Origin of the sequence: Brachybacterium endophyticum, assembly GCF_003130585.1 — a bacterium.
Lineage (GTDB): Bacteria > Actinomycetota > Actinomycetes > Actinomycetales > Dermabacteraceae > Brachybacterium > Brachybacterium endophyticum.
In genome coordinates, this window is sequence record NZ_QFKX01000004.1 from 277086 (window position 1) to 299628 (window position 22543).

General features: G+C 70.2%; 21 protein-coding genes. 11 read left to right on the plus strand and 10 right to left on the minus strand.

Annotated elements, in window-relative coordinates:
- Nucleotides 1-29: 29 nt before the first annotated feature.
- Entirely contained in the window at nt 30-830 is an 801-nt protein-coding gene (locus DEO23_RS11740) for a lysophospholipid acyltransferase family protein (protein WP_240613371.1), read from the minus strand.
- Here DEO23_RS11740 and DEO23_RS11745 point away from each other — a divergent pair.
- The gene (locus tag DEO23_RS11745) at nt 829-1626 is read left to right on the plus strand and encodes an alpha/beta hydrolase (RefSeq protein ID WP_109276215.1); all 798 of its coding nucleotides are present in this window, start codon (nt 829-831) and stop codon (nt 1624-1626) included. The genes DEO23_RS11740 and DEO23_RS11745 overlap by 2 nt on opposite strands.
- Nucleotides 1623-1997 carry a hypothetical protein gene (locus DEO23_RS11750; protein WP_109276216.1) on the plus strand — a complete coding sequence of 125 codons (375 nt, stop codon included), beginning with the start codon at nt 1623-1625 and terminating at the stop codon, nt 1995-1997. Before DEO23_RS11745 ends, DEO23_RS11750 begins: the two co-directional genes overlap by 4 nt.
- A 42-nt stretch (nt 1998-2039) precedes the next feature.
- On the opposite strand, the gene DEO23_RS11755 is transcribed toward DEO23_RS11750, so the two are convergent.
- Nucleotides 2040-2984 (minus strand): ROK family glucokinase, encoded by a 945-nt coding sequence (locus DEO23_RS11755; RefSeq protein WP_109276217.1) that lies wholly within the window; start codon nt 2982-2984, stop codon nt 2040-2042.
- A 247-nt stretch (nt 2985-3231) separates the two neighbouring features.
- On the opposite strand from DEO23_RS11755, the gene DEO23_RS11760 reads away from it, so the two are divergent.
- The 3 genes from DEO23_RS11760 (at nt 3232) to DEO23_RS11770 (ending at nt 7108) form a co-directional block, all read left to right on the plus strand.
- Nucleotides 3232-5052, plus strand: coding sequence for an AMP-dependent synthetase/ligase (locus DEO23_RS11760; protein WP_109276218.1), 1821 nt, complete (start codon nt 3232-3234; stop codon nt 5050-5052).
- Nucleotides 5053-5099: 47 nt separating this feature from the next.
- A complete protein-coding gene (locus tag DEO23_RS11765) occupies nt 5100-6761 on the plus strand; it encodes a DEDD exonuclease domain-containing protein (RefSeq protein WP_109276219.1) in 1662 nt (553 codons plus the stop codon).
- A gap of 65 nt (nt 6762-6826) precedes the next feature.
- Entirely contained in the window at nt 6827-7108 is a 282-nt protein-coding gene (locus DEO23_RS11770; protein WP_109276220.1) for an Lrp/AsnC family transcriptional regulator, read from the plus strand.
- A 5-nt stretch (nt 7109-7113) separates the two neighbouring features.
- Here the strand turns inward: DEO23_RS11770 and trpD are convergent, their stop codons facing one another.
- A complete protein-coding gene (gene trpD / locus DEO23_RS11775; RefSeq protein WP_109276221.1) occupies nt 7114-8175 on the minus strand; it encodes an anthranilate phosphoribosyltransferase in 1062 nt (353 codons plus the stop codon).
- Between the two features lie 216 nt (nt 8176-8391).
- Here trpD and ctaE point away from each other — a divergent pair, with 216 nt between their 5' ends.
- The 5 genes from ctaE (at nt 8392) to DEO23_RS11800 (ending at nt 13401) form a co-directional block, all read left to right on the plus strand.
- A complete protein-coding gene (gene ctaE / locus DEO23_RS11780) occupies nt 8392-9108 on the plus strand; it encodes an aa3-type cytochrome oxidase subunit III (protein WP_109276222.1) in 717 nt (238 codons plus the stop codon).
- Nucleotides 9109-9178: 70 nt separating this feature from the next.
- The gene (gene qcrC / locus DEO23_RS11785; protein ID WP_109276223.1) at nt 9179-9979 is read left to right on the plus strand and encodes a cytochrome bc1 complex diheme cytochrome c subunit; all 801 of its coding nucleotides are present in this window, start codon (nt 9179-9181) and stop codon (nt 9977-9979) included.
- Between the two features lie 8 nt (nt 9980-9987).
- The gene (gene qcrA / locus DEO23_RS11790; RefSeq protein ID WP_240613372.1) at nt 9988-11046 is read left to right on the plus strand and encodes a cytochrome bc1 complex Rieske iron-sulfur subunit; all 1059 of its coding nucleotides are present in this window, start codon (nt 9988-9990) and stop codon (nt 11044-11046) included.
- A 4-nt stretch (nt 11047-11050) separates the two neighbouring features.
- Nucleotides 11051-12742, plus strand: coding sequence for a cytochrome bc1 complex cytochrome b subunit (gene qcrB, locus DEO23_RS11795; RefSeq protein ID WP_109276225.1), 1692 nt, complete (start codon nt 11051-11053; stop codon nt 12740-12742).
- Nucleotides 12743-12897: 155 nt separating this feature from the next.
- The gene (locus tag DEO23_RS11800; protein WP_109276226.1) at nt 12898-13401 is read left to right on the plus strand and encodes a GNAT family N-acetyltransferase; all 504 of its coding nucleotides are present in this window, start codon (nt 12898-12900) and stop codon (nt 13399-13401) included.
- Nucleotides 13402-13567: 166 nt separating this feature from the next.
- On the opposite strand, the gene DEO23_RS11805 is transcribed toward DEO23_RS11800, so the two are convergent.
- From DEO23_RS11805 to DEO23_RS11830, 6 genes are all read right to left on the minus strand, one after another.
- Nucleotides 13568-13840, minus strand: coding sequence for a hypothetical protein (locus DEO23_RS11805; RefSeq protein WP_109276227.1), 273 nt, complete (start codon nt 13838-13840; stop codon nt 13568-13570).
- Nucleotides 13841-14474: 634 nt separating this feature from the next.
- Nucleotides 14475-14891 carry a cytochrome c oxidase subunit 4 gene (locus DEO23_RS11810; RefSeq protein WP_109276228.1) on the minus strand — a complete coding sequence of 139 codons (417 nt, stop codon included), beginning with the start codon at nt 14889-14891 and terminating at the stop codon, nt 14475-14477.
- Between the two features lie 3 nt (nt 14892-14894).
- Nucleotides 14895-16604, minus strand: a complete 1710-nt coding sequence (ctaD, locus tag DEO23_RS11815) for an aa3-type cytochrome oxidase subunit I (protein WP_109276229.1) — start codon at nt 16602-16604, stop codon at nt 14895-14897.
- Nucleotides 16601-17512, minus strand: coding sequence for an aa3-type cytochrome oxidase subunit II (ctaC, locus tag DEO23_RS11820; RefSeq protein ID WP_109276230.1), 912 nt, complete (start codon nt 17510-17512; stop codon nt 16601-16603). The genes ctaD and ctaC overlap by 4 nt, the downstream gene beginning before the upstream one ends.
- A gap of 393 nt (nt 17513-17905) precedes the next feature.
- A complete protein-coding gene (erpA, locus tag DEO23_RS11825) occupies nt 17906-18259 on the minus strand; it encodes an iron-sulfur cluster insertion protein ErpA (RefSeq protein WP_109276231.1) in 354 nt (117 codons plus the stop codon).
- Nucleotides 18260-18332: 73 nt separating this feature from the next.
- Nucleotides 18333-19748, minus strand: coding sequence for a dipeptidase (locus tag DEO23_RS11830; protein ID WP_109276232.1), 1416 nt, complete (start codon nt 19746-19748; stop codon nt 18333-18335).
- Nucleotides 19749-19837: 89 nt separating this feature from the next.
- Between DEO23_RS11830 and DEO23_RS11835 the strand changes: the two genes are divergently transcribed.
- On the plus strand, nt 19838-20464 hold the full coding sequence (locus DEO23_RS11835) for a DUF3043 domain-containing protein (protein WP_109276233.1): 627 nt from the start codon (nt 19838-19840) through the stop codon (nt 20462-20464).
- 138 nt (nt 20465-20602) lie between these two features.
- On the opposite strand, the gene aspS is transcribed toward DEO23_RS11835, so the two are convergent.
- Nucleotides 20603-22423, minus strand: a complete 1821-nt coding sequence (gene aspS, locus DEO23_RS11840) for an aspartate--tRNA ligase (protein ID WP_109276234.1) — start codon at nt 22421-22423, stop codon at nt 20603-20605.
- Between the last annotated feature and the right edge of the window lie 120 nt (nt 22424-22543).

The following is a 22543-nucleotide window of genomic DNA, read 5'->3' on the forward strand; positions in this document are numbered from 1 at the left end:
CCCTACTAAGGAGTGCCGGCGCTGCGCGCTCAGCGTCCGTCCGGCGTCCCGCCGCGCTTGACGTCCGCGGCGTAGAGGTCCACGTACTCCTGCCCGGTGAGCTCCTGGATCCGGGACATCACCAGGTCGGTGAGCTCCCGCAGGCGGGCGGCGTCCTCGTGGGCGCCCTCACCCTCCCCCGCCACGGAGGCCGGCATGATCGGGGCACCCACGCGCACGATGATCCGCGGGCGGCGCCGGGGGATGAACCGGCGCCCACGCTGGGCCTCGAAGCTGCCCTCCATCCCGATGGGGATGATCGGGGCACCGGTGGCGAGCGCGAGACGCGCCATGCCGGTCTTGCCGCGGTGCAGTCGCCCGTCGGGGCTGCGTGTCCCCTCGGGATAGATCCCCAGCAGACCGCCGGACTCGAGCACGTCCAGCGCTCCCTGCAGGGCGCTGTGCGAGGCGTTGCCGCCCGTGCGGTCCACGGGCATCACCCCGAGGCCGCGCAGCAGCGCGCCGAGCGCGCGCGAGGGCAGCGAGGTGCCGGCGAAGAAGTCCGACTTGGCCAGGAAGTGCACGGTGCGACGCACCTGCGCGGGCATGAAGACCGTGTCGGCGCCCGAGAGGTGGTTGCTCGCGAGGATCGCGGCGCCCTGCTCGGGGATGTGGTGGAGGCCGTGGGCCTGCGGGGCGTACACCGCACGCAGCACCTCGCGCACGATCGGTTTGGCGACCTCGTAGAGCATCGTCGGTGACCTGTCGATGGGGGTGGGGATCGGGAGGGCCGCGACGGCCGGCCCCGTCGGCCGCGCCGCGGACGCACGAACGGTGCGACCATGGAGCATGACCTTCAGCGAGCTGTCCCAGCCGTGGCGGAGCGCGCCTCACTCTAACCCGGTGGGCGGGCTCCTCCTGTGCCACGGGTTCACCGGCACGCCCCACGCCGTGCGGCCCTGGGCCGAGGACCACGCCGCCGCAGGGTGGGACGTGGACGCCCCGCTGCTGCCGGGACACGGCCGCAGTTGGCAGGAGATGGCCGGCTCACGCTGGGAGGACTGGTACGAGCACGTGCGCGAGCACGCTCTCGCCCTGCAGGCCGCCCACGGTCTCATCGCGGTGGGAGGGATCTCGATGGGCGGGACGCTTGCCGCCGCCCTCGCCGAGGACCCCGCTGTGGCTCCGCGCATCGGCGCGCTCGTGCTGGTCAACGCGGCCATGATCGACTCACCGGTCTGGGGACTCGCCCCGCTGCTCTCGCGCCTGGTCCCGACGGTGGGAGGCCTCGGCGGGGACATCCGCCGGGAGGGCGTGATCGAGGAGGCCTACGAGCGCACCCCGGTGCGGTCCGTCGGCCAGATGCGCACCCTCGTGCGCCGCACCCGTGCGCAGCTGGCGTCGATCACGATGCCGACCCTGATCGCCGTCTCCCCGCAGGACCGCACCGTGCCCGCCCGCTCGAGCGACGTGATCGCCGATGGGATCGGCACCACGCCGCAGCGCCTGACACTGCCCCGCAGCGGGCACCTGGCGACCCTGGACCACGACGCCGGGGCGCTGTTCGAGCGCTCTCGCACACATCTCGCCGAGTCCATGCTCGACGCGCACGAGTCGGAGAACGGCGAGAGGACGGAGAGGCCATGAGCACGCCGCACGATCCCGGGCGGGAGGATCCGGAGCGCGACTACGACGCGGAGTTCACGCGGATCCTCGAGACCGAGGGTCTGCCCTCCGACCGGGAGGACGAGGAGTCGGCGGAGGACACGGAGGAGGCCGAGGCGGCGGAGGACTTCGAGCCCCCGGACCCCGACCTGCCGCCGGCCAGCGACGCGATGGTGTGGTCCTGGACGGCGCTGATCGGCGGGGTGGTGCTGACGCTCCTGGCCGCTGTGCTCGACTCGATCCCGACCTGGCTCGGCGCGCTCGGCGGCGCCGCGGCCGTGGGCGGGCTGATCTCGCTGCTCGCCCACATCCCGAAGGACCGGTCGGATCCGACCGACGGCGCCCAGGTCTGAGGGTGCGGCCCGACCCCGCGCGTGCCCGAGACCCCTGGGGCCTCAGGCCGCCTGACGCGCGAGGTCGGCGGCGCCGATCATCCCCGCACTGTTGCCGGTGCGCGCGATCGCGAACTCGGCGAGCGAGCGATGACCGCGGGCGACCAGCTCCTCGGCGTAACCACGGCGGGCCGGATCCAGCAGCAGGTCACCGGCTGCCCCGACGCCTCCCCCGATCACGACCATCTGCGGGTCCAGCACCGCACTCAGACTCGCCGCGCCGTAGCCCAGCCAGTACCCGAGCTCGTCGAGCAGCGCGATCGCGCCCTCGTCGCCCTCCTGCGCGGCATCGGTGATCGTGGGCCCGTCGATCCGGGCGATGTCGCCCTCGGCCCGCGACAGCAGCGGCGCGTACAGGGCGTCCGAGGAGGCGGCGCGGGCCCTCGCCATCCGCACGAGCGCCGTGCCCGAGGTGTACTGCTCGAGGCAGCCGCGTCGGCCGCAGCCGCACCACTGGCCGTTGGGCACCAGGTTCATGTGCGCGACCTCGCCCGCGAAGCCGCCGCTGCCGCGCACCAGCCTGCCGTCCATCACCAGCGCCCCTCCCAGTCCGGTGCCGACGGTGAGCATGAGCATGTCGCCGGCCTCGCGAGCGGCGCCGAAGCGGAACTCGGCCCAGCCGGCGGCGTTCGCGTCGTTCTCGACCACGACGGGCAGATCGATGCGGGACTCGATCCCGTCGGCCAGGGCGGCATCGCGCCAGGCCAGGTTCGCCGCGAATACGATCGTGCGTCGGTCGGCCCCCACGAAGCCGGCGGCACCGATGCCGACACCCGCGATCTCGTGGTCGGCACGCAGCTCCTGGACCGCGTCGACCACGGCCCCCTCGATCAGGTCCTGGTCGGTGGCCGGGGTGTCCCGCCGCGTGCGCGCGCGGATCCGACCGTTCTCGTCGACGACGCCCGCTGCGATCTTCGTTCCGCCGATGTCGACGCCGATCGAGTGCATGGGTCTCCTTCGCAGCAGCAGGCGCGCACGGTCCGGGCGCACGGTGTGGGGATCGCGCGCGAGCGGTCCGCGCTCCCGCCGACCTCTCCCGCGCCGTCCCATCCTACGGGCCCACCTGCCGTAGGATGCACGGGAACGACGGGGCCGCGGCGCCGGCGAGGACGCCGACGGACGACCGCGACCCCCATGATCAGAACCGCGCGGGGCAGCTCGCCAGCACCCGAGCGCCCCGCCCGAAGGAGCCTTCGTGAAGCAGTTCGGCACACCGGCGAACCACACCAGCCGCGAGGACGAGAACGTCACGGACCTGCTGCTGGAGCGCCACCGCCGCCACGCCGGCGTCCCGCTCTTCGAGCTGCGCGACGAGGGCGGCAGCTTCCGCCCCCTCACCTCGACCGACTTCCTGCTGCGGGTGCAGGAGCTGGCGAAGGGCTTCATCGCCGCGGGCGTCCGCCCCGGCGACGTGGTCGCGATCATGGCCCGCACCAGCTTCGAGTGGGTCCTCGTGGACTGGGCGCTGTGGTTCAGCGGCGCCGTCTCCGTGGCGATCTACGAGACCTCCTCGCCCTCCCAGGTGCAGTGGATCGCGGGCAACTCCGGCGCCAGGTTCGCCGTCGTCGAGAGCACCCGCCACCGCGAGGACCTCGAGTCCGTGCGCGGGGAGCTGCCGGACCTCGAGAAGATCTGGGTCATCGACGACTCCGACCTCGGCGCCCTCGCGGACGGCGGCAGCGCCATCAGCGACGAGGAGCTCGAGGAGCGGCGCACCTCGCGCCGTCTCGCCGACGTCGCGACCCTGATCTACACCTCCGGCACGACCGGCCGTCCCAAGGGTGTCGAGCTGACCCACGCGAACTTCGTGGACACCTCCCGCAGCGCGGTGCAGTTCCTGGGCGAGGAGGTCCTGCCGCCCGGGTCCCGCGCCCTGCTGTTCCTCCCGCTGGCCCACGTCTTCGCCCGGCTCCTGCACGTCGCCCAGACCCTCGCGGGCGCGACCACGGCGTTCACCCCGGACACCAAGAACCTGCTGCCCGACCTCGCCGCCTTCCAGCCCACCTTCCTTCTGGCCGTGCCGCGGGTGTTCGAGAAGGTCTACAACGGTGCCGAGCAGAAGGCCATCACCGGCGGCAAGGGCAGGATCTTCCATGCCGGTGCCGACACGGCGATCGCCTACTCGAAGGCTCTCAGCGCCGGACGCGTCCCCCTCGTCCTGCGAGCCAAGCACGCCGTGTTCGAGGCCCTGCTGTACCGCACGCTGCGCGGCGCGATGGGCGGCAAGGTGCGCTGGTCGGTCTCCGGCGGCGCCCCGCTCGGCGACCGCCTCGCGCACTTCTTCCGTGGTATCGGGGTGACGGTCCTGGAGGGCTACGGGCTGACCGAGACCACGGCCCCGGTCGCCGTGAACCTCCCCTGGGCCGTCAAGCCCGGGACCGTCGGCCCGCCGCTGCCCGGCGGAGCGGTCGCGATCGCCGACAGCGGCGAGCTGCTGGTCAAGGGCGTCATGGTCTTCAAGGGCTACCACGAGAACCCCGAGGCCACGCAGGAGGCCTTCACCGACGGCTGGTTCCGCACCGGCGACCTCGCCTCCCTCGACGACGACGGCTCGATCACGATCATCGGCCGCACCAAGGAGCTGCTGGTCACCGCGGGCGGTAAGAACATCTCCCCCGCCCCGCTCGAGGACCGACTGCGATCGCACCCGCTGATCAGCCAGTGCATCGTGGTCGGGGACCAGAAGCCCTTCGTGGCCGCGATCATCACGCTGGATCCCGAGATGCTGCCGACCTGGCTGAAGAACCACGGACTGCCCGAGATGACCCCCGCCGAGGCCGCGCAGGACGAGACCGTCCACGCGGCCCTGCAGGAGGCCGTGGACAGCGCCAACGAGTCCGTCTCCCGTGCCGAGTCGATCCGGGTGTTCGAGGTCATCGACACCGACTTCACCGAGGAGAACGGCTACCTGACTCCCTCGCTGAAGCTCAAGCGCAACCTGGTCACCAAGGACTACGCCTCGCTCATCGAGACCATCTACTCGCGTCCCAAGCAGGAGCAGCCGAACAAGGACTGATACCCCGCGGCCGCTCGGATGTCAGGCTCGGCGTCTACCGTGCGGGCATGACACCCTCCGCGCGCCGTCGACAGCTGAGCTTCGGCGACCTCGGCACTCCGCTCGCGGAGGCGGAGATGGTCGTGGTGGACCTCGAGACCACCGGCACGGATCCCACGCAGGACGCCATCACCGAGATCGGTGCGGTCAAGGTGCGCGCCGGCGAGGTGCTCGGGGAGTTCCGCACCTTCGTCGACCCGCAGCGGCCGATACCCGCCTACATCGCCTCCCTGACGGGGATCAGCGATGCGACGGTGCGCGGCGCCCCCACCATCGCCACCGTGCTGCCGATGTTCCTGGACTTCGCCCACGACGCGGTGCTGGTCGCCCACAACGCCCGCTTCGACGTCGGCTTCCTGCGTGCGCAGGCCGCCCGCGTCGAGGTGACGTGGCCGCAGCCGACCGTGCTGGACACCCTCGCCCTCGCCCGCACCGTGTACCGCCGCGATGAGGTCCGGGACCACAAGCTGGGGACGCTCGCGCGGCACGTCGGCGCCCAGGTGACGCCCGATCACCGCGCTCTGTCCGACGCGCGCGCGACGGTCGACGTCCTGCACGCGATCATCGAGCGGCTCGGCGAGCGGGGCGCGCAGACCGTCGAGGACCTCGCCTCGGCCCATCGGCGCGTCACCCCCGCGCAGGCCCGCAAGCGCCACCTCGCCGACACCGTCCCGGCGGTCCCGGGGGTCTACCAGTTCGTCGATCGCGAGGGCGCCGTGCTGTACGTGGGCACGTCCCACGATCTGCGCTCGCGGGTGCGGACCTACTTCAGCGCCTCGGAGACCCGCAAGCGGGTGCTCGACGTGATCCCGAGGATCCACGAGGTCCGCAGCATCGAGTGCGCCTCACGTCTCGAGGCCGCGGTGCGCGAGCTGCGGGTGATCGCACGCGAGCAGCCGCCGGCGAACCGGCACGGCCTGCGACCCGAGAAGGCACTCTGGCTGCGGCTGGGCCCCGGCGCCGAGGGGCTCCGCGCGGCGCGGATCGCGCGGGAGGAGGCGGACGGCTCGGCGCAGATCGGTCCGCTGCGGTCCCGCCACGACGTCGAGGGGCTGCGCGCCCTGCTGACCGACGCGGTGATGGGCCGCGGGGCGGCGCTGGAGGGAGGCGGGGCCGGTCCCCGCGGGAAGCTCGAACCGGGTGTCCATGCACGGATCCGCGCGCTGATGCTCGAGGACCCGTCGGCCCTCGTCGCGCACGCCGCGGGTCGCATGCGCTCCCACGTGCGCGGGCACCGGTACGAGGACGCGGCCAGGATCCGCGGCGTGGCGGAGACCTTCCTGGAGGCGGCCGCGAGGGCCCAGCGGTTGCGCGCCCTGGCCTCCTGTCCGATGCTCGTCGCCGCCCGCCCGGCGGAACCGGACCGCAATCCCGGCGGCGGCTGGGAGCTGCTGGCGGTGCGGCGGGGGCGCCACGTGGGCACGGCGATCGTCCCGCGCGGCATGGATCCGGTGCCGGTGGCGCACGAGCTCGCACGCCGCGGGGAGCTGGTCGAGGACCTCCCCGCAGGGCCTCTCTGCCACGGACACCACCAGGAGTCCGAACTGCTGCTGTCCTGGCTCTCGGGCGAGGGCATGCGGATCGTGCAGGTCGAGGGGACCTGGTCCGTCCCCGCTCGGGCCCGGTTCGATCCGCAGACCCTCCAGGCGGCGTTCGCCGCAGCGGACTAACCTGGCGGGACGGCGCCGCGTCCGGCACCACCCCACCATCGCCTCTCGAGGCCAGGAGGACCGCCATGATCACCGCGATCGTCTCGATCAACGCCCGCAGCGACCGCATCCCGGAGGCTGCGCAGGAGATCACCGCGGTGCCCGGCGTGGAGCAGGTCTATTCCGTCACGGGAGATGCCGACCTGATCGCGATCGTCCGGGTGCGCGAGCACGAGGATCTCGCCGGGGTGATCGCGGACCGCATCAGCAAGATCGACGGCGTCGTCGACACCTCGACGAACATCGCCTTCCGCACCTACTCGAGCGACGACCTCGATGTCGCGTTCGACCTGGGTGCGGTGGACTGACCGGATCAGTTCCGCGCGGCGGCCCTCGCCCAGTCGGCCAGCAGCCGCGCGGGCGCCCCCGAGTCCAGGACCCTGGTCGCCTCGGCGAAGGCGCCGCGGAAGCGATCCTCGAAATCGCCCTCGGGGGACGGGTCATCGATGCCGTCGTGGGCGAGCAGCCCGGCGGCGGCGTTCAGCAGCACCGCATCGCGCACCGCCGCGCTCCCGGTCCCCTCGTACAGGCCCCGTGCGACATCCGCGTTGTCCTCGGCGGTGCCGCCGCGCAGCGCCTCGATGCCGTGACGGGGAACCCCCAGCAGCTCCTCGGGGTCCAGGAGGTGCTGGCGCACCTGGCCGCCGCGCACCTCCCAGACGTCGGAGGGCGCGCCGACGCTGAGCTCGTCCAGACCGTCCTGGCCGCGGAACACCAGAGCGCTCGTCCCCCTGCCGGCGAACACCTGGGCGATGGTCGGAGCCATCGTCCTGTTGGCGACGCCGACCGCGCTCGCCAGCGGGCGCGCCGGGTTGGTGATCGGCCCCAGGACGTTGAACACGCTCGGGATCCCCAGGCCCTTGCGGGCCTCGGCGGCGAACCGCATGGAGGGGTGGAACACCTGCGCGAAGAGGAACGCGATGCCGACCTCGTCCAGGACGCGCACGGTGTCCTCGACGGGGAGGTCCAGTCGCACGCCGAGGGCGTCCAGCACGTCCGCGGAGCCGGATCGTGAGGTCGAGGCACGGTTGCCGTGCTTGATCACGCGACGTCCGGAGGCCGCGATGATGATCGACGCCATGGTGGAGATGTTCACGGTCTGCGCCATGTCGCCGCCGGTGCCGACGATGTCGACGGCGCGCCGCTCGACGTCCAGTGGACGCGCGTGGGCCACCATCCGGTCGGCCAGCGCCCCCAGCTCCCGGCTCGTGACCCCCTTGGACTCCAGGGACACCAGGAACGCGGCCAGCTGCACGGGAGAGGAGTTCCCGCTCATGACCTCGTCCATCGCCCAAGCGGCCTGCGCGGGCTCGAGATCCTCGTGGCGGACCAGTCGAGCGGTCAGCGCCGCCCAGCTCGCAGTCTCCTCAGTCATGTGCCGATCATCCCACCCCGGGGCCCGTCCGTGCGTGGCCGGCCGGATGACAGGATCCCCAGCTGGGAGGCCCTCGCCACAGAGCGTGTCCAGGTTCGTGACAGCGTGTCGTGAGCGTTATGCTGGGATCGTCCGTCAGGGCCTCGTGCCCCAGCGGTTCCCCTGGTCGGCCGTGTACCCGGGGCACTGAATCTGACGACACGGCATAATGGTGACGTGACTACTGCGACCCTGCCCCAGCGCACTGGCCCTGCCCCCGCAGTCGGCCGCCCGAACTCCACGCAGATCGGGACGCTCGTCTGGCTCTCCAGCGAGCTCATGTTCTTCGCCGGCCTGTTCGCGATGTACTTCACGCTGCACGCCATGGCTCCCGAGACCTTCATCCAGGGCGGGGAGCACTTCACCCACGACTTCGCGATCGCCAACACGGTGATCCTGGTCCTCAGCTCGGTCACCTGCCAGATCGGTGTGATGGCCGCCGAGGGATCGCTGCCCTGGGCCAAGGGCGAGTTCCGCAAGGCCCGCACCGGCTCGATCTTCAACATCGCCGGGTGGGGCGTCGTCGAGTGGTACACCCTGACCTTCCTGATGGGCGCCGTGTTCGTCTCCGGTCAGGCCTACGAGTACACCGAGCTGGCCGAGGCGGGCGTGGCCCTGAACGGCACGCCCTTCGGCTCGATCTTCTACCTCGCCACCGGCTTCCACGGCCTGCACGTGATCGGCGGTCTGATCGCCTTCCTGTTCGTCCTCGCGCGGGCGTTCTCCGCCAAGGAGTTCACCCAGCACGAGAAGATCAGCGCGATCTGCATCTCCTACTACTGGCACTTCGTCGACGTCGTCTGGATCGGGCTGTTCTTCGTCGTGTACCTCATGGACCCGCTGCTGAACGGCACGGTCCCGTGGCACTTCGACTTCTTCTCCTCCCTCTTCTGATCGTCCGGGTCCCTCCTGCCCCGAGGGATCGCTTCCCGCCCGCCCCGCACACCGAAACGAGGTCCTCATCGTGAAGGCACTCGCAGCGCGCCGACACCACCCCCTGGCGTTCGTCGTGATCCTGCTGCTCGCGCTCGCCGCGACCGGTGGCCTGTACGCCGCGTTCCAGCCCCGCGACGCCCAGGCCGAGTCCTACTCCCAGGACGACGTCGACGCCGGCAAGGACCTGTTCCTCGCCAACTGCGCCAGCTGCCACGGCACCAACGCCCAGGGCATGCAGGACAAGAGCGGCGCGACGCTCGGTCCCTCGCTGATCGGTGTCGGCGCCGCGGCCGTCGACTTCCAGGTCGGCACCGGTCGCATGCCGATGCAGAACTCCGGTGCTCAGGCCTGGCGCAAGGCCCCGCAGATGAACGACGAGCAGACCCGTCAGCTCGCCGCCTACGTCTCCTCCCTCGGCCCCGGCCCCTCGGTCCCGGACGAGGACCAGCTGGACGCCTCCAAGGCCGATCTCGAGAACGGCGGCAACGTCTTCCGCGTGAACTGCGCGATGTGCCACAACGCCGGCGGCGCCGGCGGTGCCCTGACCCGCGGCAAGTTCGCCCCGCCGCTGCAGGGCGTCGAGTCCAAGCACATCTACGAGGCCATGGAGACCGGCCCGCAGAACATGCCCGTCTTCAACGACGACAACATCTCCGCCAAGGACAAGCGTGACGTCGTCTCCTACCTGGGCGCCCTCGAGGAGAACGGCTCTCCCGGCGGCATCTCCCTGGGCTCCTTCGGTCCCGTGACCGAGGGCCTGTACGCCTGGACCATCGTGCTGTCCCTGCTCGTCGGCTGCGCCGTGTGGCTGGGGGCGAAGGCCAAGTGAGCGAGCACGTGAACGAGAATCCCGAATCCCCCCGCAGTTCCGGCACCGTCAGCACCGTCGCCCCGAAGGAGGGCGGTGGCTTCCCGAACCCGGGCCTGCCGCCGCACGTCCACCGCCAGGCCGACGAGAACCCCCGCGCCGAGAAGCGCGCCGAGCGGATGGTCGCAGGACTGTTCCTGCTCTCCGTGCTGGGCACCGTCGTCTTCATCGCCTCCTACTTCGTGTTCACGCCGATGGGCACGAACCTGCTGGGCGAGCCGGGCACCCTGCACGCGGTGCGCTGGTCCAACCTGTTCACCGGTGTCGGACTCGCCGTGGCCGTGTTCTTCATCGGCGCCGCCGCCGTGCACTGGGCCAAGACCCTGATGCCCGACGAGGAATGGGTCGAGGAGCGTCATCACATCGAGGGCTCCGACGAGACCCGCGAGGTCGCCGCCGGCATCATCACCGACGGGCTCGACGAGTCCGGCATCGCCCGCCGCCCCGTGATCGTCACCGCGATGATCGCGGCGCTCACCGCGCTGCCGATCGCCGTGCTCGCCCCGCTGTCGACCTTCGGGCCCCTGCCGGGCAGCAAGCTGCACCACACCTTCTGGAAGAAGGGCCTGCGGATCACCCGCGACACCGACGGGACGCCGATCAAGGCATCCGAGGTCGCGATGAACTCGATCTTCCACGTCATGCCCGAGGGCCTCACCGAGGATCTCGAGGACTACCTCGAGGAGCGCGCGAAGGCCGCCACCGTGCTGATCCGCATCGATCCCGAGCTCGGACAGAACCAGGACAGCCTGGACAACGGCTACCAGGGCATCCTCGCGTTCTCGAAGATCTGCACGCACGTCGGATGCCCCGTGGCGCTGTACGAGCAGCAGACGCACCACATGCTCTGCCCCTGCCACCAGTCGACCTTCGACGTCACCGACGGCGCGAAGGTGATCTTCGGCCCGGCGCACCGTCCGCTCCCGCAGCTCCCGATCGAGGTCGACGCCGAGGGCTACCTCGTCGCCGGCGGAGACTTCCCCGAGCCGATCGGTCCCAGCTTCTGGGATCTGCACAAGGACAAGTGATCTGATGTCGACCACGACTCCCACTCGCCCCTCCACGGAGGCAGAGGCCCCCGCCTCCCAGGGTTCCGGGGACGGACGCATGCTCAGGCTCGGCGCCGTCGGCGGCGACTGGCTGGACCGCCGCGTCTCGGGCGCCGGCCTGCTCCGCTTCATGGGCCGCAAGATCTTCCCGGACCACTGGTCCTTCATGTTCGGCGAGGTCGCGCTCTACAGCTTCGTCGTGCTGCTGATCTCCGGCACCTACCTGACGATGTTCTTCGTCCCCTCGATGGACGAGGTCGTCTACAACGGCATCTACGCCCCCCTGCAGGGTGCGCACGTGTCGAAGGCCTACGAGTCCACGCTCCACATCTCCTTCGAGGTCAAGGGCGGGCTGCTGTTCCGCCAGATGCACCACTGGTCCTGCCTGGTGTTCATGGTCGCGATCTTCGTGCACATGTTCCGCGTGTTCTTCACCGGAGCATTCCGCAAGCCCCGTGAGCTGAACTGGCTGGTCGGCTTCGCGCTGATGGTGCTGGGCATGGTCGCCGGCTTCACCGGCTACTCCCTCCCGGACGACGTCCTCTCGGGCAACGGCCTGCGCGTGGTCGACGGCCTCATGAAGGGCATCCCGATCGTCGGCACGTACATCTCGATGCTGCTGTTCGGCGGCGAGTTCCCCGGGCACGACATCATCCCGCGCTTCTTCACGATCCACATCCTGCTGGTCCCGGCGGCCATCCTCGGCCTGATCGCGATCCACATGGTGATGCTCGTGCTGCACAAGCACACGCAGTACCCCGGGCCCGGTCGCACCGAGCGCAACGTCGTCGGCTTCCCCGTCTTCCCCGTGTACGCGGCCAAGGCCGGCGGCTTCTTCTTCCTGGTGTTCGGCATCATCACGCTGATCTCCGCGACCACCGCCATCAACGCCATCTGGATCTACGGACCTTACGACCCCTCCCCCGTCTCGGCCGGATCCCAGCCGGACTGGTACATGCTCTGGACCGACGGCGGCCTGCGCCTGATCCCGGGCTGGGAGTTCACGATCTTCGGGTACACGGTCTCCCTGAACATCCTGCTCCCGATAGTGGTCTACGGCGGTCTGCTCGTCTTCCTCGCCCTCTACCCGTTCATCGAGCAGTGGGTCACGGGCGATGACCGCGAGCACCACCTGCTGGACCTGCCGTACAACGCCCCGGTCCGCACGGGCATCGGCGTCGCCTGGCTCTCGGAGTACCTGATCCTGGCGATGGCCGCGACCAACGACCTGATCGCCCTGAAGCTGCGCCTGTCGATCAACGACCTCACCTGGACGTTCCGCATCGCGTTCTTCCTCGCACCGATCATCGTCTTCTACGTGACCAAGCGACTGTGCATCGCCATGCAGCGCCAGAAGCGGGACCTCGCCCTCCACGGCGAGGAGACCTCGAAGGTGGTGCGCATGGAGGACGGCCAGATGCTGGAGATCCACGAGCCGCTCAACGAGTTCGACCGCTGGGTGCTGGTCCAGCACGACGACTACCGTCCGCTCAAGGCCGGCAAGGGTGTCTCCTCGCTGCGTGCCGCTGCGACCTCGTTCTTCTTCAAGGACCGCGTCGCGCCCGTCGCGCCCTCGGAGCTGCGGGAGGCCCTCGAGCACGCCGGTCACGAGCGTCACCGGATCGACGAGCTCACCGGTGGCGACTACACCACGCCGGACGCGCGGCGCCACTGACCTCGTCCCGGCATCGCAGCAGCGGGCCCCGAACGGTTCTTCCGTTCGGGGCCCGCTGCTGTCTGTGGTCGTCCGGGGGGGGGGGGAGGCAAAACCGGCAGGGGTTCTCCTTCCGAGACCTGCGGTGCGCTCGGTACCCTGGGACACTGTCCGTCATGAGTATCAGGATCCGCCGAGCGGTCACCGCCGATCTGCCCGCGGTGAGGTTCGTCGGCGTCGCCGTCTGGCCACCGACCTACGGTGCCGTCAAGGGCGCCCAATACGTGATGGGCGGGATCGACTCGTACTGGAACGCCGAGGAGATCGGCGCCGGCATCGCCGCGGGGCGGATCGATGTCGCCGAGGATTCGGGCCGGGTGATCGGCATGACCGAGGTCGACGAGCTCCACGATGACCTGGTCCTGTGGAAGCTCTACGTGCTGCCCTCGGAGCAGGGTTCGGGAGTCGGGCACGCGCTCGTCGGCTCCGCCAAGGAACGAGCCCGATCACATGGCTGCGATCTTCTGACGGAGTACGACCCGCAGAACTCGAGAGCGGCCACGTTCTACGCACGGGAGGGCTTCATTGCCACGGAGCCGCCATGGTCAGGCAACGCCGCCGTATGGCTGCGTTGGCGCCCTGACGTCCAGCACCGACCCTCGGGACGTTTGTGGACGTGACAGCAAGCCGCCGCGATGACGACACGTGCCGCGACGCATCGTCGTGAACCGCTCAGCGGTCAGACGACGAGGGCGATGAGCGATCCGACCCGTGGATGGACGGCGGCGCATCTCTCCCCCGGCTTTCGCTCCTCAACACTGCGCACCAGCACGGCACTCGACGGCGTCAGCGAAGCTGCGGTGGACGCGCCCCCTCACCGGGTCGCGGGTCGCGATCGAGATGAGCGACGAGCCAGCGCGCGGTGACCGGTGTCAGTCGCGGCTCGGCGGCGAGCAGTGCGCGAACGGCCCGGCGGGGCCGTCGGCGGGGATTGATCCTCCGCTGCGCCAGCAGGCTCCGCGCCCATTCGCGGGCGCGCTCCAGTGCCCCGGCATCGGCGAAGAGTCCGCGAACCACCAGCTCTGCCTCGCGCAGCCGTCGCGGCATGCCTCCGATCATCGTGAGCTCCTCTCCCCCGGTACCGCGATGGCCTCGACCATCCTCAACGACCCCGGCGACCGGGCCGACGTCCGCCGACTCCGGGCCTGAAAGTGAGCCTTGGCGTAGGTCCGTTGCCGCTCGCGTGCGGACGCGCGTCCTCTGTCGCGCGGCGTGCGCCGAGAGCCACATCATGACACGCCGGTGCCTCCGGTCTCCTCCGCGTCGGCGCTTCCGGGCTCTCAGGGCCCTGGGGGGGGATCGGCTGTGACGGCGGGCCGGTCCACGCCTCCGCCCACCGTCCGCGTCGTGGCACCTCTCGTCAGTGTCCGCCGATGGCTCCACGTGAGGGCTCACGCCTCATAGGACGTCGAGACCTCACCCGGAGCCATCGAACGCACCCGGGAGCCTCCAGTAGACGCGCGACGTCGCGATGCGAGCGCGTGGTCCCGAGGTCATCCCACCGAGCCCGGCACCGTCCCGTGCCCGCCACGACCACCGCACCCACACCGTCCGGGCCTGTGGCCCCACACAGGACGATCCCCGCAGCTCCCCGGGAAGACGGGGTGCTGCGGGGATCGTGTGAGCGGTCCGCCGCGTGCGGCCTGAGCGCTGCGGCCTGCTGAGGGGTGTCTGCTCGGCTTCGAGCTCATCCTCAGTGGGCGTGCTGCCCGCGGGAGAACTCCATGACCCAGCCAACGAGGCCGACGATCGCGAAGATCGTGCCGATGGCGAGGATCCACCAGCCAGCCGCGATGCCCAGGAAGCACAGGCCCGCGCCGATGGAGGTCCACATGGGCCACCAGCTGTACGGGGAGAAGCTTCCCTGGACACCGGCCTCGTCGGAGACCTCGGCCTCGGGGTTCTCCTCGGCGCGGTCGGGGAACCGACGCGAGGCCCAGGTGAGGGTGGTCGCGATCAGCGCTGCGAGCAGCGAGACCATGATGAACGCGGGGAACCCAGCGGTCTCGATGCCCAGCGGCGACCAGACGCCGGTCAGGATGCCGTAGGCGATCGTCACGACGAGGAAGAACGCGGCCAGGATCCAGAAGATCAGGGCGGTGGTGCGCATGTGTCAGTTGCTCCTCGGGTTCTTGATCGGCTCCTCCGCGAGGAGGTGCGACTGTGCCCCCACCTCGGGGTGGTGCAGGTCGAAGGCGGGGCGCTCGGAGCGCACGCGCGGCAGGGAATGGAAGTTGTGACGCGGCGGCGGGCAGGACGTCGCCCACTCGAGCGATGCGCCGTAGCCCCACGGGTCGTCGACCTCGATCTTCTTCGCCTGGACGTGGGTGATGACCACGTTCAGCAGGAAGGGCAGCGTCGAGGCGCCGAGCACGAAAGCGCCCACCGTGGAGAGCTTGTTCATCCAGTCGAACTGGTCCTCGGCGAGGTAGTTGACGTAACGACGCGGAGCGCCCTCCACACCCAGCCAGTGCTGGATCAGGAACGTCAGGTGGAAGCCGATCATGAACATCCAGAAGTGGAACTTGCCCAGCTTCTCGTTCAGCTTGTACCCGAACATCTTGGGCCACCAGAAGTAGAAGCCCGCGAACATCTCGAAGGCGACCGTCCCGAACACCACGTAGTGGAAGTGGGCCACCACGAAGTAGGTGTCGGACAGGTGGAAGTCCAGCGCGGGGCTCGACAGGATCACGCCCGTCAGGCCACCGAAGAGGAACGTGGTGAGGAAGCCCAGGGAGAACAGCATCGGTGTCTCGAAGGTCAACGACCCTCGGAACATCGTGCCGACCCAGTTGAAGAACTTCACGCCGGTGGGGATGGCGATCAGCATCGTCATGAAGCTGAAGAAGTTCAGCATGACGGCGCCGGTCGTGTACATGTGGTGCGCCCACACGGTCACCGAGAGGGCCGCGATGGAGATCGTCGCGTACACGAGCGTCTTGTACCCGAAGGTGGGCTTGCGGCTGAAGACCGGGAAGATCTCGGTCGCGATGCCGAAGAACGGCAGGGCGATGATGTAGACCTCGGGGTGGCCGAAGAACCAGAACAGGTGCTGCCAGAGCACCGCGCCGCCGTTCTCCGGGTCGAAGATGTGGGCCCCGAAGCGTCGATCCGCTCCGAGTGCCAGCAGCGCGGAGGCCAGGACCGGGAACGCCATCAGCACGAGCAGCGCGGTGATCAGCGCGTTCCAGGTGAAGATCGGCATCCGGAACATGGTCATGCCGGGCATGCGCATGCAGATGATGGTGGTGATGAAGTTGACCGAGCCCAGGATGGTGCCGAAGCCCTGCAATCCGAGGCCGAAGACCCACAGGTCACCGCCGAGTCCCGGTGTGAACGTGGTGTCCGACAAGGGGGCGTAGGCGAACCAGCCGAAGGAGGCCGCGCCCTGGGGGGTGAGGAAGCCGGCGACCACGATCATCGAGCCGAACAGCGTGATCCAGAAGGCGAACATGTTCAGACGCGGGAAGGCCATGTCGACCGCGCCGATCTGGAGCGGCACGAAGTAGTTGGCGAAGCCGTTGAACAGCGGCGTCGCGAACATCAGCAGCATGATCGTGCCGTGCATCGTGAACAGCTGGTTGTACTGGTCCTTGGAGACCACGACCTGCAGGCCGGGGGCCCACAGCTCGGCGCGGATCATCAGCGCCAGCACACCGCCGAAGCAGAAGAAGAAGAACGCCATGCCGAGGTAGAGCAGACCGATGACCTTGTGGTCGGTGGTCGTGATCACCTTGACGAAGCGCCGGCCGAGCGAGGACTCACGTGCAGGCTGGTACGTGACCCCCTCGCGCACGGGCGCCGTGGGAACCTGGGTGCTCATTGGTGGACCTCATCTCCGGTGCGGCCGTTGGCCGCGTCGTCCTTCTCGCGCATGTTCCAGTCCTCCTGGTTGCGGTTCAGCGTGTTGTCGAGCTGACCGTCGTTCCCGTTGTCCCGGAGTTCCTGCATGTGCTTGTCGTACTCCTCCTGGGAGACCACCTTGACGTTGAACAGCATGTCCGAGTGGTACTCGCCGCACAGCTCGGCGCACTTGCCGGCGTAAGTGCCTTCACGGGTCGGGGTGACCTGGAAGGAGTTGGTGTGCCCGGGGAACAGGTCCTTCTTGTAGAGGAAGTCCGGGATCCAGAACGAGTGGACCACGTCGCGGGAGTCCAGGTGGAACTCGACCGACTTGTTCACCGGCAGGTACAGCACCGGCAGCGAGTCGGCGGCGCCGGGGGTGCCGGTCTCGAAGGACTGCACCCCGGCGTCCTCGTGGGTGTCGGCGTCGACGTAGTTGAAGTCCCAGCTCCATTGCTTCGCGACCACGTTGACCGTCACATCGGGATCGGGTTTCTGATCCACGATGTCACCGACGTCGCGCTGGGTGAAGTAGAAGAGCGTCATGATCATGACGACCGGGACGAGGGTGAAGATCATCTCGATCGGCATGTGGTAGCGCAGCTGCACCGGGTAGCCGGTGTCGTTCTTGCGGCGGCGGTAGGCGATCGCGCACCAGATGGCGAGCCCCCACACGACCAGCCCGACGAGCACGAGCGCGATCCAGGATCCCGTCCACAGCTGCGTGATGCGCTCGGTCTTGTCGGTGATCTGGACACCGTCGTCGGCGCCGGGCAGGAAGCCGCGCTTCTGCGCCGGCGTGCAGCCGGCCAGCGCGATCGTCGCCAGAGCGAGACCAGCGGCCACGCGGCGCAGGCGCCGAGGTCGTTGCGGGGACTGGGGGATCACAGGATGACCTTCCACTCGTCGGCCCTCCGTCGGGGAACACGGTGTGCCGCATGCCGGGGGCAGCGCGCGCCGCGTGCGCGGAGGACGTGTGCTTCGCGGGTCGGGGCAGACCCGGTGACGTGTCTCGTGGTCGATCCCGTGCGGGCGATCGCGGCAGCGCCGGCGAGGGAAGGATCCTCGCCGCCGACGACCAGCGGTCGGACCCGTGGGGACGAACATGACGGCACAGCGTCATCATACGCGTTCCCCCGCCTGTCTTCAGCTCTCAGGATCCGGTGTCGGCTGCCGTGACGACGTGCACAGATGACGACGACGGGCCCGCTCCCGCTCCGGTGGCGGAGCGAGTGCGGGCCCGTCGCAGGGACCTGGGGTCCCGAAGGACCTCGGACGGCGTCAGCTGAAGGAATCACCGCAGGCGCAGGAGCTGCCTGCGTTGGGGTTGTCGATCGTGAACCCCTGCTTCTCGATGGTGTCCGAGAAGTCGATCGTCGCACCTGCGAGATACGGCGCACTCATGCGATCCACGACGACCTCGACACCGTCGAAGTCGACGGTCCCGTCGCCGTCCATGAGCCGCTCGTCGAAGTACAGCTGGTAGATCAGTCCGGAGCAGCCGCCGGGCTGCACCGCGATGCGCAGTCGCAGATCATCGCGGCCCTCCTGCTCGAGCAGGGACGTGACCTTCGCCGCGGCCCCGCTGGTGAGCGTCACCGCATGGGCGGGCGCTTCGGTATCGATGGTGGTCATCCGGGTTCCTCCTCACTGCAGGTACCTCCAGGTTACGCCTTGCGCGGCGCTCGGTGCACCAGCGCCGGTCAGCTCACACCTCGCGCCGCGGGAGCGAAGCGGCTCCGCGCAGCAGCAGCGCCTCGGCCAGGCAGACCCGGGAGAACTCCCCCAAGTGCAGGGACTCGTCGACGCCGTGTGCCCGGGAGTCGGGGTCCTCGACACCGGTGACGAGGACCTCCGCCCCCGGGAACACCTCGAGCAGGTCGGCGATGAACGGGATCGAGCCGCCCAGTCCCGTGTCCACCGGCTCGGTGTCCCAGGCGTCACGGAATGCACTGCGGGCCAGGCGCATCGCGGGCGTGTCGGCAGGGGCGCGGAAGGGACGCCCCTGCTCCCCGCGCTCGATCTCGACCACGGCGCCGCGGGGCGCGTTGCGCTCCAGGTGGTCCACCAGGGCGTCCATGGCCGCCGCCGGGTCCTGCCCCGGGGGGATGCGCAGCGAGATCTTCGCCCGCGCCGCCGGCACCAGGGTGTTGGAGGCGTCGCGCACACTGGGGGCGTCGATGCCGATCACAGAGAGGGCGGGCGCCGACCACAGGCGCGAGGTGAGCGACCCGGTGCCGGCCAGGGGCTGCCCCGCGGGGATGCCGGCGTCGCGCCGGTAGTCCTCCTCCGGCATCTCCACCGCGGGCGCCTCGGCGCGCACGAGGTCGGGGACGGCGACCGACCCCTCGTCGTCGTGCAGCGTGGAGACCAGCCGCCCCATCTGGGTGAGCGCGTCCAGCACCGGCCCGCCGAACATCCCCGAGTGGACGGCGCGCTCGAGGACCCGCACGGTGACGGTGAGGTCGACGACACCGCGCAGGCTGGTGGTCAGGGCCGGTGTGCCCACGGCCCAGTTCGCGGAGTCGGCGACGACGATCGCGTCGGCCTCGAGCTGATCGCGGTGGGCCTCGATGAACCGGCGGAAGGTCGGGGATCCCGCCTCCTCCTCGCCCTCGACGAAGACGGTGACGCCGACGCCGAGCTCGGCGAGCTCCTCCCCCACCAGCCGCAGCGCGGTCACGTGCGCCATCACGCCGGCCTTGTCGTCGGCCGCTCCGCGCCCGAACAGACGATCACCGCTGCGCGTCGGCTCGAAGGGATCCGTCGTCCAGCTCGCCGGGTCCCCGGTGGGCTGGACGTCGTGGTGGGCGTAGAGCAGGACGGTGGGCATCCCCTCGCGGGCGGGGCGGCGGGCGATCACCGCCGGGGCGCCGTCGTCGACGTGGGTGATGGACACCTCCGACATGCCGGCGTCACGCAGCAGGGAGGCGACCGCCTCGGCGCTCTCGTGCACGGGCGCCCGGTCGTACCCGGGGAAGGCGATGGAGGGGATCCGCACCAGGGCGGAGAGGTCCTCGATCGCTCGCGGGAGCATCGGTTCGAGCTTCTCCCGCAGCTGCTCGACCGCGCGGGGATCGGCGGGGTCGGACGACGGGGACCAAGGGGCGCTGTGGTGGGACATGCCCCTCACCGTAGCGCTGTGTCGGCAGCCGACGGGCACGTCGGTCGCGCCGGGTCGAAGCCGCCCTCCGCTCCGCCTAGACTGGCCCGGTGAGTCCGCGCAAGTCTTCCGAGTCCGAGCCCTCGACCACTCCCCGCCGCGGCGGCGAGGAGGTCCCCGGCGTCACCTCGTCCCCGTCGCACAGCGAGGGGAAGGGGCGCCCGACCCGCACCCGCAAGGAGGCGGAGGCCGCCCGTCGCCGCCCCATCGTGGTGACGGACCGCAAGGAGGCCCGCCGCCGCGACCGGGCGCACGCCGCCCAGGAACGTCAGCAGGCCCAGCAGGCGATGATGACGGGCGACGAGGCCCACATGCCTGCCCAGCACAAGGGCAGCGAGCGCCGCTTCGTGCGCGACGTCGTGGACACGCGACGCAACGTCGCCGAGCTCTTCTTCCCCGTCGCCCTGATCCTGATGCTGGCCGCCCTGCTGCTGCCGCTGATCATGCCGCAGCTGTACACGAGCATGAGCGTGATCATGCTGGTCGTGCTGTGGGGCGGGATCCTGCTGTGCGTGATCGACTCCCTGGTGCTGCGCCGCCGCATCCGTTCACGCCTGACCGAGCGCTTCGGCGAGGTGCGCCAGGGTCTGGTCGGCTACGGCATCATGCGCTCGCTGCAGATCCGGCGCTGGCGCCTGCCGCGTGCGCAGGTGCGCCACGGCGACGAGGTGCGCTGACCTTCCCGCTCCCCCCGACGAGGCCCCGATCCCCCGGACGAGGCCCCGACCACGAAGGGCGGGCCGCCTGCTGAGAAGCAGTCGGCCCGCCCTTCGTGGATCAGGCGCGGGGCCGGCACTGCGGCCGGCCCCTGCCCGTCAGCTGCGAGAGCTCGAGGAGTCCTCGGTGCCCGCGCCATCCGCGGAGGAGTCGCCCCCCTCGGCTCGCTTGGGCTTCGCGTCCACCCCTGCCTCCTTGCGCTGCTGGGCGGTGATGGGCGCGGGAGCCTGGGTGAGCGGGTCGTAGCCGCCACCGGACTTCGGGAAGGCGATCACGTCGCGGATCGAGTCGGTGCCCGCGAGCAGGGCCGCGATGCGGTCCCAGCCGAAGGCGATGCCGCCGTGCGGCGGGGCGCCGAAGGCGAAGGCGTCCAGCAGGAAGCCGAACTTCTCGCGCGCCTGCTCCTGGTCGATCCCCATCACACGGAACACGCGCTCCTGCACGTCCTGCTGATGGATGCGGATCGAGCCGCCGCCGATCTCGTTGCCGTTGCACACGATGTCGTAGGCGTAGGCCAGGGCGTTGCCCGGGTCGGTGTCGAAGCTGTCGAGGAACTCGGGCTTGGGCGAGGTGAAGGCGTGGTGCACGGCCGTCCAGGCGCCGGAGCCGACGGCGACGTCCCCGGCCGCGACGGCGTCGCTCGCGGGCTCGAACATGGGAGCGTCCACGACCCACACGAACGCGAAGGCGTCGTGGTCGATCAGGCCCAGACGCTCGGCGATCTCGCCGCGCGCGGCGCCCAGCAGGGCGCGCGAGGACTTCGGCTCGCCGGCGGCGAAGAACACGCAGTCCCCGGGCTTGGCCCCGACCTTCTCGGCGAGTCCGGCCTTCTCCGCCTCAGAGATGTTCTTGGAGACGGGGCCGGTGAGCGAACCGTCCTCCTGGATCAGCACGTAGGCGAGTCCCTTCGCGCCGCGCTGCTTGGCCCAGTCCTGCCATGCGTCCAGGGTGCGGCGGGGCTGCGAGGCACCTCCCGCCATCACGACCGCACCCACGTAGGGCGACTGGAACACCCGGAAGGGAGTGTCCTGGAAGTACTCGGTCATCTCGGTGATCTCGAGATCGAAGCGGAGGTCGGGCTTGTCCGACCCGAAGCGCCGCATCGACTCCTCGTAGGTGATCCGCGGGATCGGCGTGGTGATGTCACGTCCCGCGACCTTCCAGACGTTCGCCAGCAGACGCTCGGTGAGGGCGATGACGTCCTCCTGGTCCACGAAGCTCATCTCGATGTCGAGCTGGGTGAACTCGGGCTGACGGTCGGCGCGGAAGTCCTCGTCGCGGTAGCAGCGGGCGATCTGGAAGTACTTCTCCATGCCCGAGACCATGAGCAGCTGCTTGAACAGCTGCGGGGACTGGGGCAGGGCGTACCAGGACCCGGGTGCGAGGCGCGCGGGCACCAGGAAGTCGCGGGCCCCCTCGGGGGTCGAGCGGGTCAGGGTCGGCGTCTCGATCTCGACGAAGTCGTCGTCCAGGAGCGTCTCGCGGGCGGCGCGGTTGATCTGCGAACGCAGACGCAGTGCCTGGGCGGGGCCCGAGCGGCGCAGGTCGAGGTAGCGGTAACGCAGACGCGCCTCCTCGCCGACCTCGGTGTGGTCGTCGAGCTGGAAGGGAAGCGGTGCGGAGGTGTTGAGCACCTCGACGTCGCTCGCGGTGACCTCGATCTCCCCGGTGGGCAGCGCGGGGTTCTCGTTGCCCTCGGGCCGACGGTCCACGGTTCCGGTGACCCTGAGCACGTACTCGTTGCGCAGGTGCATGGCCTCGTCCTCACGGACGACGACCTGGGCGACGCCGCTGATGTCGCGCAGATCCAGGAAGGTCACGCCCCCGTGGTCGCGGCGACGGGCGATCCAGCCGGTCAGGGTGACGGTCTGGCCGATGTGCTCGGGGCGGAGCTCACCTGCGTAATGGGTGCGCAGCACGGAAGAAGTCCTTCGACGGTGGGGTGTGGACCCACCGATGCTATCGCGGGGTGAGCGATCTCGCCCCCGTCGCCCCTGTGCCGGGCCCCGGTGCCCTCCGTATCCTGGATATTCGTCCCG

Excerpts from the sequence above, each read along its gene's own strand:
- DEO23_RS11745 (WP_109276215.1), top strand. The coding sequence starts at position 829 with ATGACCTTCAGCGAGCTGTCCCAGCCGTGGCGGAGCGCGCCTCACTCT.
- DEO23_RS11740 (WP_240613371.1), bottom strand. The coding sequence starts at position 830 with ATGCTCCATGGTCGCACCGTTCGTGCGTCCGCGGCGCGGCCGACGGGG.
- DEO23_RS11750 (WP_109276216.1), top strand. The coding sequence starts at position 1,623 with ATGAGCACGCCGCACGATCCCGGGCGGGAGGATCCGGAGCGCGACTAC.
- DEO23_RS11755 (WP_109276217.1), bottom strand. The coding sequence starts at position 2,984 with ATGCACTCGATCGGCGTCGACATCGGCGGAACGAAGATCGCAGCGGGC.
- DEO23_RS11765 (WP_109276219.1), top strand. The coding sequence starts at position 5,100 with ATGACACCCTCCGCGCGCCGTCGACAGCTGAGCTTCGGCGACCTCGGC.
- DEO23_RS11770 (WP_109276220.1), top strand. The coding sequence starts at position 6,827 with ATGATCACCGCGATCGTCTCGATCAACGCCCGCAGCGACCGCATCCCG.
- trpD (WP_109276221.1), bottom strand. The coding sequence starts at position 8,175 with ATGACTGAGGAGACTGCGAGCTGGGCGGCGCTGACCGCTCGACTGGTC.
- qcrB (WP_109276225.1), top strand. The coding sequence starts at position 11,051 with ATGTCGACCACGACTCCCACTCGCCCCTCCACGGAGGCAGAGGCCCCC.
- DEO23_RS11800 (WP_109276226.1), top strand. The coding sequence starts at position 12,898 with ATGAGTATCAGGATCCGCCGAGCGGTCACCGCCGATCTGCCCGCGGTG.
- DEO23_RS11805 (WP_109276227.1), bottom strand. The coding sequence starts at position 13,840 with ATGATCGGAGGCATGCCGCGACGGCTGCGCGAGGCAGAGCTGGTGGTT.
- DEO23_RS11810 (WP_109276228.1), bottom strand. The coding sequence starts at position 14,891 with ATGCGCACCACCGCCCTGATCTTCTGGATCCTGGCCGCGTTCTTCCTC.
- ctaD (WP_109276229.1), bottom strand. The coding sequence starts at position 16,604 with ATGAGCACCCAGGTTCCCACGGCGCCCGTGCGCGAGGGGGTCACGTAC.
- erpA (WP_109276231.1), bottom strand. The coding sequence starts at position 18,259 with ATGACCACCATCGATACCGAAGCGCCCGCCCATGCGGTGACGCTCACC.
- DEO23_RS11830 (WP_109276232.1), bottom strand. The coding sequence starts at position 19,748 with ATGTCCCACCACAGCGCCCCTTGGTCCCCGTCGTCCGACCCCGCCGAT.